The sequence below is a fragment of the Rhodococcus sp. NPDC054953 genome (assembly GCF_053609225.1).
Window position 1 is genome coordinate 1 of record NZ_JBSGXD010000017.1, and the last position, 12,450, is coordinate 12,450.

A 12,450-nucleotide genomic window follows, 5' to 3' on the forward strand; every position below is an offset into this window, starting at 1 on the left:
TAGCTCGTCGAGGTCCATGTCTTGACGTTACTCGTATGTGTGTTCGATAGCAAGGGTGTTCGAGTGTGGATGTGATTGATGCGCAACAATATTCGGATCTGGCAAGTTGGGGAATCAAGAGTTCGACGTGGACTTCACCGGAGGAACCTGTCCGCGCGCTCGGTGATGTGCTCGTGCAGTCGCGTCGCGGCGGTCGTCGGCTGGCTGCTGCCCGTGGCGAGGCCGATCGTGCGGTCGCCCATGCCGGTCAGGGGAATGGTCACCAAGCCGGGATGCGGGGTCTCCGCTGCGGGCAGCACGGCGACGCCGAGGCCGTGCCCGACGAGCGCCCGGATCGTCTCGAACTCGCTGATCTCGAATGCGACCTGCGGGGTGAATCCCGCCTCCGCGCAGCGTGAATCAAGGACCTGCCGAAGGTGATAGGTCGGCGGGTTGGCGATGAACCGTTCCCCGGTCAGCTCCGCGAGATCGACCCGGCGGCGACCGGCCAGCCGGTGGGCGCCGGCGACGTGTAGCAGTAGCCGCTGACGGCCAAGGACCGTCACGGGCAGGTCGTCGGGTGGTGGGATCATCACGGCGAGGTCGAGGTGGCCGTCGCGCACCATCCCGGCGAGCGCCTCGCCGTGCGCCTGGACGAGGTGCAGCCGGATGCGCGGTGCCACCCGGTGGAAGTCGGCGAGCAGGGACGGGATGCTCACCGGGCCGAGGGTCAGCGGGAAGCCGAATCGGACGAGTCCGCCGTCGGGGTCGGCGTTCCCGCGGACCGCGGACACGGCGTCGTCGAGCGCCGCCACCAGGTCGCGGGTTCGTTCGTGCAACTCGCGGCCGGCGGTGGTCAGGGTGACTCCGCGGCCGAGGTGTTGAAACAGCGGCACGCCCAGCGTGTCCTCAAGCGATCTGATTCGTCTGCTCAGCGACGACTGGGGCACCCCGAGAAGGTCTGCGGCGCGGGTGAAGTGCCCCTCGCGGGCGGCGGCGTCGAAGGCGGCCAGCTGGGGTACCACCGCCGCGGCCTCGTCCGTCAAGAACCGTTCCATATTCGGATCATAAACAGGCGATTACGTCATTGGACGGATCAGTCTTGTCGGAGCACGCTGGGGAGACCATCACCCGCGACAGGGAGGGCAACCATGAGGCGCAGTGAATCAGCAAGCACGGAAACGGAAATTGGCGGTGAGGTGGCCGACGTCGTGCTCATCGGGGGCGGCATCATGTCCGCGACGCTGGGGGCGTTGCTCTCCCGGGTGCAGCCCGACTGGTCGATCGTCCTGCTCGAGCGTCTCGACGACCTGGCCGGGGAGAGTTCGGGGCCGTGGAACAACGCGGGCACCGGCCACGCCGGGCTGTGCGAGCTCAACTACATGCCCGACCCCGACGACCCGACGACGCCTCAGAGCATCGGGCGTCGGTTCGGTCTCTCCCGCGAGTTCTGGGCGGCGCTCCTCGACGGCGGTGATCCTCCCGCGGCGGCGTCGGTCGTCACCCCGACCCCGCACATGAACGTCGTCTTCGGTGCCGCCGACGTCGACTACCTGCGGCGCCGCGTCGCCACCCTGCGCCGCTCCCCGCTGTTCTCGGACATGGAGTACACCGAGGATCCCGAGCTGATCCGACGGTGGGCGCCGCTGATCATGGACGGCCGAAGCGGCGACGGACCGATCGCCGCCACCCGCCACCAGGCAGGAACCGACGTCGACTTCGGCGCCCTGACCCGCGCGCTGGTGGACGCCATGACCGCCCACGGGGCGCGGGTCCGCCTGCACCACGACGTCACCCGACTGGCGCGCGGCGACGACGGGTTGTGGTCCGTGACCGGCCGGGACCGGAGCGCAGGCACCGGGTTTCGGCTCCGGTCCCGATTCGTGTTCGTCGGCGCGGGGGGCTACGCGCTGACCCTGCTGCAGCGGGCCGGGATCCCGGAGGTGCGCGGGTATGCGGTCTTCCCGCTCGGCGCGCAGTTCCTGCGCACCCGCACCCCCGATGTCGTGGCCCGGCACGACGCGAAGGTCTACGGGCAGGCTGCGGTCGGGGCGCCGCCGATGTCGGTGCCGCACCTCGACCGGCGCGTCGTCGACGGCTGCCCGGCGCTGATGTTCGGGCCGTACGCGACGTTCAGTACCCGGCTCCTCACGCACGGCAGCCTTCTCGACCTGTTTGCCACCGTCCGACCCCGGAACATCGTGCCGCTGCTGGCGGTCGGGGTCCGGAACCTGCCGCTGGTGCGGTACCTGGTTGGGCAGCTGCTCGCGTCGCGGAAGCGAAAGTTCGCGCAGCTCAGGCGGTTCTATCCCGAAGCGGACCCGGCCGACTGGGAGCTGGTGCAGGCCGGGCAGCGTGCTCAGCTGATCAAGCCGGACCGCCGCAGGGGCGGGGTTCTGACCTTCGGGACCGAGGTCGTGGCCGGTGCGGACGGCACCATCGCCGGTCTGCTCGGCGCCTCCCCCGGCGCGTCGGTCGCCCCGTCGGTGATGGTGGATCTGCTCGCCGCCTGCTTTCCCCGGCGCGTCGAGGGGTGGGCGCCGGTGCTGCGGGAACTCATGCCGGGAGCAGAGGACCTGGCGCCGATTCCGCAGGGCGGCAGGGACAGTCGAGGGTGACCCGTCCTGACGCCGTCAGTGGTGCTGCACCGTGATGTCCACGTCCCGGGGCGTCAGGGCGGCCACCAGCGCGGCCACCCCGAGGAGCGCGACCCCGCCGAGCAGGCCGATCGTGGTGAACGATTCGGTGAAGGCGTCCTGCGCGTGGACTGCCAACTCGGGGAGATCCGCCTGGCGCGCAACCTCCATTGCGCCGCCGAGGGATTCCTCGGAGACGCGGACGGCGGCGGACAACTCGTCGCTCGGGGGCAGGCCGGCGGTGACGGCGTCGAGGTGTAGTCCGTCGCGGTAGACGAGGGCGGCGACGCTGCCGAGGATCGCGACGCCGAGGACGTTGCCGAGGTCGTAGGCGGTCTCCTCGATCGCGGCGGCGCTGCCCGCCTTCTCGGGCGGGCTGCCGGACATGATCAGCGCCGACGCGATCGCCAGCGAACCCGCGCCGGCGCCGAGTACCGCGAGCGCGGCGGCCACCCACCCGTAGCCCAGCGGCGCCGGGGCGAGGTACAGCAGCAGGAAGCCGATCCCGGAGACGGCCAGGCCGCCCGCGAGGACCGCGCGGGCCCCGATCCGGGTAGCCAACGCGGGCGCGGTGATCGAGGTGACCGCGCCGCCCGCCGCCAGCGGCAGCAGGTGCACGCCCGCGCTCAGCGGCGAGCGACCCTGCACGAGCTGTAGCCACTGCGCGCCGAGCAGCAGCAGCGCCGCCATCGCGAACATCGCCGCGAGCGCGGCGACGGTGCCCGCAGTGAACGACCGCCGGGTGAACAGGCGGACGTCAAGCAGCGGGTCGGGCCTGCGCAGGCAGCGCATCGTGAACCAGGTCAGCAGCCCGGCGCCCGCGGCGAACACGGCCCACGCGGTCGGGTTGGCGATGCCGTGGTCGGGGTAGTGCTTGGCCATGTTCTTGATCGCCCACACCAGCGCAACCATGCCCGTGATCGACAGCAGCGACGCGAGCAGATCCCAGCGTCCGGCGGTCGGGACCCGCGACTCGGGCAGCAGCCACGCGCCGAATGCCAGTCCGACGACCATCAGCGGAACATTCACCAGAAACGCGGCGTGCCAGGAGAAGTGCTCGAGCAGCAGGCCCCCGACGATCGGGCCGATCGCGGCGCCCAGCGCGGTGACGGACGCCCAGATGCCGAGCGCGGTGGCCCGCTCCGCGGGGTCGCGGAACACCACGCGCACCATCGACAGGGTCGTCGGCATGATCATCGCACCGCCGAGGCCGAGCAGCGCGCGGACCGCGATCACGGCCTCCGGGCTGTCGGCGACCAGCACCAGCATCGACGCCACCGCGAACACCGCGAACCCGGCGAGCAGCAGCCGCTTGCGACCCCAGCGGTCGGCGAGCGCGCTGGCCGACACGAGCAGGCCCGCCAGCACCAGCGAGTAGGCGTCCACGATCCAGAGCTGTTGCGTCGCAGACGGTTGCAGGTCAGCGGCGAGATCGGGTAGCGCGACGTTGAGGACGGTCATGTCCATCACCACGGCGAGCAGACTCAGGGACAACACCGCGAGCGCGGCCCACCGGCGCGCGGGTGGCAGGTGGACCTCGTCGGCGACGGCCTGCATGGTTCGGTCACTCATCGTCGTGCTCCTCGATCCGCAGGAGGGCCGCCGCCGCCGCGGCGAGGAACGGCTCGGATAGGGGGGTGTCGTGCAGCAGGGCGTGGGTGGCAGCGCCGTCGGTGAACACCGCGAGCGCGACCGCGGCGTCGCGGCCGGTGTGGACGGACAGCACCTCGACCAGGCCCTCGAACCACGTCGCCGCCAGCTCCCGCAGGCTGTCCTGGTGCAGGGCGGCCGCGTAGGTCGCCGCATCCGCGCGTACCCGGTCGGTGTTGCTGACGTACTCGAACAGGATCCGGCCGACTGTCGCGGGCGTCGGACCCGCGGCCGCCAGCTGGTCGGCGATTTCCCGCAGGTCGGCGGCGGCGCGGTCCCGCAGCAGCGTCAGCGCCTCGCACCCCAGCGCGTCGAGGGAGGTGAAGTAGTAGGTCGTAGAGCCCAGTGGCACCCCGGCCCGCTGCGCGACGTGCCGGTGCGTCAGCTCGGGCAGCCCCCCGTCGACGACCAGGTCGGCCGCGGCCTCGACGATCGCCCGGCGGCGGCCCTCGGGGTCGCGTCGCGCCCGGGTTCGTTCCTCCGTCATGCCCACCTCCCGATTATGTACAGACGTACACTACGCCCGCTTATGTACATATGTACACGAAGTTGGGATCGGCGGCACGGCGGGCCGCGCAGGCCGGGTGATCCGCCGCGTTCGGCCTCCGGCGCGATCCGACCGGGATAGCCTGACGCGATCATGTCCTGAAACGGGGGGAGTGGTCATGCGGCGGAGCCTGACCCGGCGGGTGCCGGGATCGATGCTGATGCTGGTGGTTCTCACGATGCTGTGGTCCGCGGCCGGAGCGGGCACCGCGCGGGCCGAGCTACCGGTCGACTACAACTTCTTCGCCGGGGTCCCCGCCGAACTCGCGAATCCAGGCGGGTCGCTGCCCGGCTCCAACGACTGGTCCTGCACCCCGTCCGCGGCGCACCCGAACCCGGTGGTGCTGGTGCATGGCACATCCGGTGGCGCGCAGACGAACTGGGGTGCGTTCGTTCCGGCCCTCGCCAACGAGGGGTACTGCGTGTTCGCGCTTACCTACGGCGCGCTGGACGTGCCCTGGCCACTCTCGGCAATGGGCGGCATGCGGCCCATCGAGGAGAGCGCGGGCCAGCTGGCCGCCTTCGTCGACCGGGTGCGTGCGGCGACGGGCGCCGAGCGGGTCGACCTGGTCAGTCACTCCCAGGGCAGCGTCGTCGGCAACTACTTCGTCAAACGACTCGGCGGCGAGGGTCGGGTGGACAGGTTCGTGTCCATCGCGGGTCCGTGGCAGGGGGCGTGGGGCGACCAGATGGACCTGTGGCGGGGGATCGGGCAGCGGTTGGGCGTCGAACCCGACGACCTGGACGCGATGATGTCCATGAGCGTCTGCGCCGCGTGCTCGCAGCTGGTCGGCGGATCGCAGTTCATGCGGGACCTGAACGCCGACGGCGTCTACGCGCCGGGCGTCGACTACACGAACATCGCGACCGTCTACGACGAGATCGCCTACCCGTACACCAGCGGCCTGATCGCAGCGCCCAACGCGGTCAACATCGTGGTGCAGGACGGCTGCCCGACCGACTTCTCCGAGCACCTCGCGATCGCGGGCAGCCCGCGCACCGCCGGCTTCATCCTCAACGCGCTCGACTCCGCACACCCGCGGCCGGTGGGCTGCGAGTTCGTGCCTCCGGTCACCGGCTGACGCGGGACGCGGCGGTCACCGGCCGCCGCCGATGCTGGGGTTCTGCGCGGAGATCGACCGCGGTGTCAGCCGCTTCTGGTCGGAGCCGTCGGGATTCATCGACGCGAGTTCCGGTCGGGTCGGGACGGAGGTGTCGGTGACCGGCTCGCCGGTGGGAGTGGTCGCGCGGGTGTAGAGGATGCGGGTGCCGTCGGGTGTGAACTCCGGGTGCACGGCGTAGGTGTCGGTCAGGGGCGTGATCGCGCCGCCCGCGGCGGGCATCGAGTAGATCTCGGAACCGTTGTTGCCGCCCCGGTTGCTGGAGAAGACGAGGGTGGATCCGTCGGGCGAATAGGCGGGATCCGCGTTCCAGAACTGGTCGCGCAGGACCACCGTGGACGGCCCGCCGGTCACGGGTGCCTCGACGAGGTAGCCGCTGACGGTCACCAGGATCCGCGAGCCGTCCGGTGAGAACGTCGCCACCGTGCCGTGCTCCGCGAGATCGACCACCCGGGCATTGGTTCCGTCGGTGTCGACGATGGTGATGCTCTCACCGCCAGCGGTGGTGAACGCGAGCATGGAGCCGTCGGGCGAGTAGACGGGTTGGTATCCGCCCTCGTACACCGTGCGCACGGCGCCCGAACTGAGGTCGACGATGTCGATGAATCTGCCGGCGCGGGTGTAGGCGAGTTCGGTGCCGTCCGGGGACAGCGCGGCGTACCCCGCCCTGCTGTCGACGGTGTCGTCGGCCACGGTCGGAGTCACCTGCCGAACCCCGCTGCCGTCGATGTCCATCACGAATACCTGGCCCCACCCGTCGTCGAACGACACGACTACCGGTGCCGGGTCCGCGGGTTCGCCCGCGCATCCGGTCACGACGACGCAGGCGGCGGTGAGGGCGAGTGCCGATCGCGGGAGACACATCCGGTGATCATCGCACCACCGACGATCGGTCGTCGGGCGCGCCAACCCGGCGGGTAGAGTTAAACACCAAGCGGCCCAATCGAATCAAAGGGCAGGGACGGCCAGGGGCGAATTACACGCTGGGTATTTGACCGGTTATATTCCCCCGATGCTGAAAGTGCGCCTCGGTGTCCGGGCCCGGGTCCTGGCCATCGCATTGGTCCCCAGCCTGGCGTTGCTCGGGATCGGTGTTGGCACCACCGGATATCTGATTCGGGAGAGCCGCCAGGCCGAACAGTGGGCGGCGGCGAACCTGGATGCCGTGATCCACGCTCGCGACGTCGTCGACGGCGTCGAGCAGGAGCGGATGCTGACCCTGTGGCAACTGGCCGGGCAGCGGGGCGATCCGGCCGTGCTCGACGAGGTGCGGCGCGGCGTCGACGCCGCGTTCATCGCGCTGGCCCCGTACTCGGTGCGGCTGCAGGAGGTGTCGCAGGGCACCGTCGGCGCCGACACCGGCGGCTTCGACACCCTGCTCGCCAGCCTGCCCCAGATCCGCGGTCAGATCGACGCCGGACGGATGTCGATCGAGGACACCTTCGGCCTCTTCAACACCATCCTCGACGCGGTGGCGCTGGGTACCACGCTCATCACCTCCAACGCGCCCGACGCGGGGACCGGTGTCGCGCTCCTCAACGGCGTCCGGGTGCTGCACGTGATGGAGGGAATGTCGCGGTCCGCGGCGCTCACCGCCGCCGAACTGGAGGGCAGGCTCGTTGGCGGCCCCCTGCACGACGACTACCGAAACCTGGTCGGCTCCTACCGGACCGCCCTCCCGCAGCTCGCCGCGGATCTCGGCACCGACCCGGCCGCCGCGAAGATCCGGGCGGTTCTGGCGTCTCCCGCCTGGCAGCAGGTGGGGGAGATGGAGGGCTACCTCATCGCGCCGCCGGAGGCGGACCGGACCGGTGACGAGCCGTCACCGCCGATGACCTTCGCCGAATGGCGCACCGCGCAGGAGCAGCTGTCGGCGGGCGTGATCGACGCCTGGAAGGACCTCAACGACCGCGCCAACGCGATCGCCGTCGACGAGGGCCAGCGCACCGCCGAGACCTCGCTGTGGGTGGGTGCCGCGGTACTCGGGCTCACGATCCTCGCGTTCCTGCTGTCGTTGTGGCTGGCGAACCGGCTGATCGGGCGGCTCAAGCGTCTCCGCAAGGAAACGCTTGACCTGGCCGAGGTTGAACTGCCCGACACCATGCGCCGGCTGAGGGCGGGCGAGCACATCGACCCCGAGCCCGCGCACCTGAATTTCGGCAGCGACGAAATCGGTTCGGTGGCACAGGCCTTCAACCGAGCGCACGCGGCGGCCGTGTCCGCAGCGGTCACCGAGGCCCGCACGCGTGAGGGGGTGCGCGCGGTGTTCCTCAACCTCGCCCACCGAAGCCAGATGGTGGTGCACCGGCAGCTCGAGGTTCTCGACGAGGCCGAGCAGCGCCAGGAGGATCCGGCCCTGCTGGAGACGTTCTTCCGACTCGACCACCTGGCGACCCGCGAACGCCGCAACGCCGAGAACCTCATCATCCTCGGCGGCGGTGAACCCGGTCGTCAGTGGCGGAGCCCGGTGCCGCTGGTCGACCTGGTGCGCAGCGCGATCGGCGAGAGTCTCGAGTACACCCGGGTGTACACCCGCCGGGTGCCGCAGGTGTTCATCGTCGGCAACGTGGTCGCCGACCTTATCCACCTGCTCGCCGAGCTGGTCGACAACGCGACCGCGTTCTCCCCGCCGGCGTCCCGGGTCGAGGTGAGCGGCAACGTGGTCGGCAAGGGCGTCGCGATCGAGATCACCGATCAGGGCATCGGCATGTCCGCCGAGGAACTCGACCGCGTCAACGAGATGCTGCGTAACCCGCCGGACTTCTCCGTCGAAACCCTGTCGGCGACGTCCCGGCTCGGCCTGTTCATCGTGTCCCAGCTGGGGGCCCGGCACGGCATTCACATCCATCTCGTCGATTCCGAGTACGGCGGCATCCGCGCGATCGTGCTGCTGCCGCACTCGGTGGTCGCCGGTGATGCGGCGCCCGTGACGGGACACCTGCCCAACCGGTTCGCCGAGCGTCCGGCCGCGCAGCCTGCCGTCGCGATGCCGGAACTCGTTGCCCCGGACCGCGGATCGGCGGTGGGTGGCGCACCCACGCCGCCGGCTCCGCAGGTTCACATGCCGACGCCGACACCGCAGGCTCCGATGCCGACCGCAGATCAGCCGGGGCGGACGACGACCCGGTCCCAGGCGTGGACCGTCGACGAGCGCGACGGCCGCACCCCACCCGCCGTGCGCACCGAACCCGCAGGATCCACCGGGTCTACCCCGGTGTACGACCCACCGACCGTCACCGTCGACACCGAGGCCCTCACGACGAAGTCGTTGCCGGACAGCGGCGGCGAGGGGCGACCGAGCCTGCCCCGCCGTCGCAGGCAGGCAAATTTGGCGCCGGAGCTGGCGCACGATGGCCGGGCCGAGGCGGAGCCGCAGCAACCGCCACGGTCGGCGGAACAGGCACGAGATCTGATGTCCGCCATCGCGTACGGTACGCAGCAGGGTCGGCAGCCGGATCCCCAGGCCGGACAGACATCCATGGACGAGACGGAAGACGAAGGACGCGGACGATGACGACTTCTCCCTCAGGTGAACTGAACTGGCTCCTCGACGATCTGGTTAATCGTCTCGCCGGGGTGCGCTACGCGGTCGTGCTGTCCACCGACGGTCTGCTGCTGGGCCGGTCGACGGCCATGAGCAGGGAGGACGCCGAGCATTTCGGCGCCATGTCGGCCACCCTGCACGGGCTGGCACGCAGCGCGGGGCAGCGCTTCCAGGGCGGCGCCGTCCGCCAGGCGGTCATCGAACTGGAGAACGCGGTCCTGTTCGTGACCGCCGCCGGCAACAATGCGTGTATCGCATTGCAGGCCAACGGGACCGCAAACCTGGGTATGGTCGCGTACGAGATGAACCTGACCGTGCAGCGGATCGGCAGCCACCTGTCCACCGACCCGCGTGCGGCTGTCGCCGAGCACGGCGCATAGAGGGGCGGTGACACGAATGGGTCAATCGTGGTTCGATGACGCGGCCGGACCCCTCGTCCGCCCCTACGCCGTCACCCGCGGTCGCACCGTCGGCGCGGGGCACGAACTTGACATGCTCACCCTCGTGGTGACCGCGTCCCATGCCCCGCGACTGCGGCATGCCGAGGCCGAGTACACCGAGATCCTGCGGTTGTGCCGCGATGCGCAATCCGTCGCCGAGGTCTCGGCGCACCTGCAGCTGCCGCTGGCGGTGACGAAGATCCTTGTCGGCGATCTGATCACCGAGGGGCAGTTGGTGTTCCGATCCCCGGCCAGCAGCGACCCCGACGACGGCATGGCCGGGCTCGGCGACCTGAACATTCTGCACGCAGTCCTCGATGGAATCCGAAAGCTGTAGACCACAATGCATGACGATGTGTCCTCAACCGACCTGGCTGCCTCGGTCAAGATCCTGGTGGCCGGTGGTTTCGGAGTCGGCAAGACCACGATGGTGTCCTCCGTCAGTGAGATCACCCCGCTCCGCACCGAAGAGATGATCACCGAATTGTCCACCGGCATCGACGATCTGTCGGGCGTGGAGGGAAAGACCACGACCACCGTCGCCCTGGACTTCGGTCGTATCACCCTCGACCAGAACCTGGTGCTGTACCTGTTCGGCACGCCGGGGCAGGACCGCTTCTGGTTCCTCTGGGACGAGCTGGTCCGCGGTGCGCTCGGCGCGGTGGTGCTTGCCGACACCCGCAGGCTGGAAAACTCGTTCGCCGCCATCGATTTCTTCGAGCGGCGCGGCGTCTCATTCACGGTCGCGGTGAACTGCTTTGAGAGCTCCCAGGCCTACACCGTCGACGAGGTCCGCGAGGCCCTCGATATCGACGCCAAGACGCCGATCGTGCTGTGCGACGCGCGTGACCGGGAATCGTGCAAGACCGTGCTGATCACCCTCGTCGAGCACCTCATCGCGCGGGCGGGCGCCTCGGTGGCCTGAGCGGGCGGCCTCGCGGCTATGTGTCGGAAGGCCTGCTGCGGATGGCGCGCAGCGCGAACCGCGCCAGTGCCGCCGCGGCGACGGCGGCCAGCGCCGCCACCGCGATTCGTGTCATGACCGTCGGGTGCGGAACCTTGAGTTGCGGGTGGCAGCGGCCCCCGGACTACCCGCGTTGCTTCGCCACGGTGCGTGATGCATCCGGGTGTCGTAGCCTCCGGGAGAAGCCCGCACCGATGAGTTCCGGACGGACCGGAGGTCTACCCGTTCATGAGGAAACTGATCTACGGATACGGCGTGTCCCTCGACGGCTATGTCAACGACCGCGACGGCAGCATCGACTGGACCGAACCCGACGACGAATTGCACCAGTTCCACAACGACCGGTACCGCGAGCTGGAGCTGTCGCTGCACGGCCGGCGGCTCTACGAGCTGATGGCCGAATACTGGCCGCACGTGCCCGACGACGCGTCGAGCATCGAACGCGACTTCGCCGAACTCTGGACGCAGAAGCCGAAGGTCGTCTTCTCCCGCACCCTCACCGAGGTGCACTGGAACAGCCGCCTCGTCCGCGACAACGCGGTCGAGGAGGTGCGCAGGCTGAAGGCCGACGGCGACGGCGTCTTCGAGGTCGGCGGCGCGGATCTCGCCGCGTCGCTGATCCCGCACGGGCTGATCGACGAATACCAGGTGTTCGTCTCACCGGTGGTGCTCGGCGGCGGCACCCCGATGTTCCCGCCGTTGGACCAGCGACTGCGGCTCCGCCTCGTCGAGACGCGGCGCTTCGAGACGGCGGTGCTGCTGCGTTACCTCGCCGAGTGAGGACCGCCAGCCCCGCACCGGGCCGTCGGGTCCGCGGGTCGCCGTCCCTAGCGGGCGTCGGTGGCCGGGCCGTAGAGCCGCGCGACGTCCGGGGAGTCGAGCCACCCGGAGTAGGTGGGCGATTGCGGCCACCCCGCGGGGGAGTCTTGCCATTCCTCCTGCCTGCCCCACGGCAGGAGGTCGATCAGCGCGAACGTGTAGCTGAGTTGCTCGGTTCCGCGGCCGGTGGTGTGCCAGGTGCGGTACACCGTGTCGCCGTCGCGCAGGAACACGTTGACGGCGAACCCGCCGCCGGGTGGTGCGTCGACGTCGGCGCCGAACGAACTCTCCGCGGACGAGTACCAGTCCATCCGGTTGCCGACCTTGGCCCGGTAGGCCAGCGCCTCGTCGATGGGCCCGTTGGTGACGATGACCATGCGGGCGTCGTAGTTGTCGAGGACGCCCAGCCGGGTCCACTGCGTGGTGAGGCCGGTGCAGCCACCGCACTGCCACTGTGCGCCGTCGGACCACATGTGGTGGTAGGTGATGAGCTGCGAGCGTCCCTCGAACACGTCGACGAGTCGAATCTCCCCGTCCGGGCCGATCAGCGTGTAGTCGGGCAGTTCAACCATCGGCAACCTGCGGCGCTGCGCGGCGATCGCGTCGAGTTCCCTGGTGGCGGCCTTCTCCCGCGTCCGCAGGTCGGCCAGCGCGGCCCGCCAGGACTGCTGGTCGACGATCGGGGGTAGCGCGCGTGCGGTCTGGTCGGTCATGGCCTCTCCCGGAATCGAAGGATCTGTCCTCCAGTGTG

Annotated in this window: 12 protein-coding genes; 7 read left to right on the plus strand and 5 right to left on the minus strand. The window is 70.1% G+C overall.

Going from position 1 to position 12,450, the window contains the following annotated elements:
- Positions 1-134: 134 nt before the first annotated feature.
- Positions 135-1,037, minus strand: a complete 903-nt coding sequence (locus tag ACWF62_RS13175; RefSeq protein ID WP_452630277.1) for a LysR family transcriptional regulator — start codon at positions 1,035-1,037, stop codon at positions 135-137.
- Between the two features lie 93 nt (positions 1,038-1,130).
- Here ACWF62_RS13175 and mqo point away from each other — a divergent pair, with 93 nt between their 5' ends.
- Positions 1,131-2,597 (plus strand): malate dehydrogenase (quinone), encoded by a 1,467-nt coding sequence (gene mqo, locus ACWF62_RS13180; protein WP_452630279.1) that lies wholly within the window; start codon positions 1,131-1,133, stop codon positions 2,595-2,597.
- Positions 2,598-2,612: 15 nt separating this feature from the next.
- Here mqo and ACWF62_RS13185 read toward each other — a convergent pair whose 3' ends face one another.
- Both ACWF62_RS13185 and ACWF62_RS13190 read right to left on the minus strand, forming a co-directional pair.
- Positions 2,613-4,187 (minus strand): MFS transporter, encoded by a 1,575-nt coding sequence (locus ACWF62_RS13185; RefSeq protein ID WP_452630281.1) that lies wholly within the window; start codon positions 4,185-4,187, stop codon positions 2,613-2,615.
- Entirely contained in the window at positions 4,180-4,752 is a 573-nt protein-coding gene (locus ACWF62_RS13190) for a TetR/AcrR family transcriptional regulator (protein WP_452630282.1), read from the minus strand. Before ACWF62_RS13190 ends, ACWF62_RS13185 begins: the two co-directional genes overlap by 8 nt.
- A 178-nt stretch (positions 4,753-4,930) precedes the next feature.
- On the opposite strand from ACWF62_RS13190, the gene ACWF62_RS13195 reads away from it, so the two are divergent.
- On the plus strand, positions 4,931-5,893 hold the full coding sequence (locus ACWF62_RS13195) for an esterase/lipase family protein (protein WP_452630283.1): 963 nt from the start codon (positions 4,931-4,933) through the stop codon (positions 5,891-5,893).
- Between the two features lie 15 nt (positions 5,894-5,908).
- On the opposite strand, the gene ACWF62_RS13200 is transcribed toward ACWF62_RS13195, so the two are convergent.
- Positions 5,909-6,796 carry a TolB family protein gene (locus ACWF62_RS13200; RefSeq protein WP_452630284.1) on the minus strand — a complete coding sequence of 296 codons (888 nt, stop codon included), beginning with the start codon at positions 6,794-6,796 and terminating at the stop codon, positions 5,909-5,911.
- A gap of 148 nt (positions 6,797-6,944) precedes the next feature.
- On the opposite strand from ACWF62_RS13200, the gene ACWF62_RS13205 reads away from it, so the two are divergent.
- The 5 genes from ACWF62_RS13205 to ACWF62_RS13225 all read left to right on the plus strand — a co-directional run bounded on the left by ACWF62_RS13205 (position 6,945) and on the right by ACWF62_RS13225 (position 11,660).
- Complete coding sequence (locus ACWF62_RS13205) at positions 6,945-9,446, plus strand: nitrate- and nitrite sensing domain-containing protein (protein WP_452630285.1); 2,502 nt, start codon at positions 6,945-6,947, stop codon at positions 9,444-9,446.
- A complete protein-coding gene (locus ACWF62_RS13210) occupies positions 9,443-9,856 on the plus strand; it encodes a roadblock/LC7 domain-containing protein (RefSeq protein ID WP_378570994.1) in 414 nt (137 codons plus the stop codon). The genes ACWF62_RS13205 and ACWF62_RS13210 overlap by 4 nt, the downstream gene beginning before the upstream one ends.
- Positions 9,857-9,863: 7 nt before the next feature.
- Positions 9,864-10,253 carry a DUF742 domain-containing protein gene (locus ACWF62_RS13215; RefSeq protein ID WP_378509338.1) on the plus strand — a complete coding sequence of 130 codons (390 nt, stop codon included), beginning with the start codon at positions 9,864-9,866 and terminating at the stop codon, positions 10,251-10,253.
- 6 nt (positions 10,254-10,259) lie between these two features.
- Complete coding sequence (locus ACWF62_RS13220; protein WP_452630286.1) at positions 10,260-10,841, plus strand: GTP-binding protein; 582 nt, start codon at positions 10,260-10,262, stop codon at positions 10,839-10,841.
- Between the two features lie 267 nt (positions 10,842-11,108).
- Positions 11,109-11,660 carry a dihydrofolate reductase family protein gene (locus ACWF62_RS13225; protein WP_378570996.1) on the plus strand — a complete coding sequence of 184 codons (552 nt, stop codon included), beginning with the start codon at positions 11,109-11,111 and terminating at the stop codon, positions 11,658-11,660.
- 47 nt (positions 11,661-11,707) lie between these two features.
- Here the strand turns inward: ACWF62_RS13225 and ACWF62_RS13230 are convergent, their stop codons facing one another.
- The gene (locus ACWF62_RS13230; protein WP_452630287.1) at positions 11,708-12,412 is read right to left on the minus strand and encodes a DUF899 domain-containing protein; all 705 of its coding nucleotides are present in this window, start codon (positions 12,410-12,412) and stop codon (positions 11,708-11,710) included.
- Positions 12,413-12,450: the final 38 nt, after the last annotated feature.

What these genes read in the sequence shown, in the direction of transcription:
- ACWF62_RS13220 (WP_452630286.1), top strand. Translation starts at nt 10,260, where the DNA reads ATGCATGACGATGTGTCCTCAACCGACCTGGCTGCCTCGGTCAAGATC.
- ACWF62_RS13175 (WP_452630277.1), bottom strand. Translation starts at nt 1,037, where the DNA reads ATGGAACGGTTCTTGACGGACGAGGCCGCGGCGGTGGTACCCCAGCTG.
- ACWF62_RS13230 (WP_452630287.1), bottom strand. Translation starts at nt 12,412, where the DNA reads ATGACCGACCAGACCGCACGCGCGCTACCCCCGATCGTCGACCAGCAG.
- ACWF62_RS13195 (WP_452630283.1), top strand. Translation starts at nt 4,931, where the DNA reads ATGCGGCGGAGCCTGACCCGGCGGGTGCCGGGATCGATGCTGATGCTG.
- ACWF62_RS13205 (WP_452630285.1), top strand. Translation starts at nt 6,945, where the DNA reads ATGCTGAAAGTGCGCCTCGGTGTCCGGGCCCGGGTCCTGGCCATCGCA.
- ACWF62_RS13190 (WP_452630282.1), bottom strand. Translation starts at nt 4,752, where the DNA reads ATGACGGAGGAACGAACCCGGGCGCGACGCGACCCCGAGGGCCGCCGC.
- ACWF62_RS13210 (WP_378570994.1), top strand. Translation starts at nt 9,443, where the DNA reads ATGACGACTTCTCCCTCAGGTGAACTGAACTGGCTCCTCGACGATCTG.
- ACWF62_RS13200 (WP_452630284.1), bottom strand. Translation starts at nt 6,796, where the DNA reads ATGTGTCTCCCGCGATCGGCACTCGCCCTCACCGCCGCCTGCGTCGTC.
- mqo (WP_452630279.1), top strand. Translation starts at nt 1,131, where the DNA reads ATGAGGCGCAGTGAATCAGCAAGCACGGAAACGGAAATTGGCGGTGAG.
- ACWF62_RS13185 (WP_452630281.1), bottom strand. Translation starts at nt 4,187, where the DNA reads ATGAGTGACCGAACCATGCAGGCCGTCGCCGACGAGGTCCACCTGCCA.
- ACWF62_RS13225 (WP_378570996.1), top strand. Translation starts at nt 11,109, where the DNA reads ATGAGGAAACTGATCTACGGATACGGCGTGTCCCTCGACGGCTATGTC.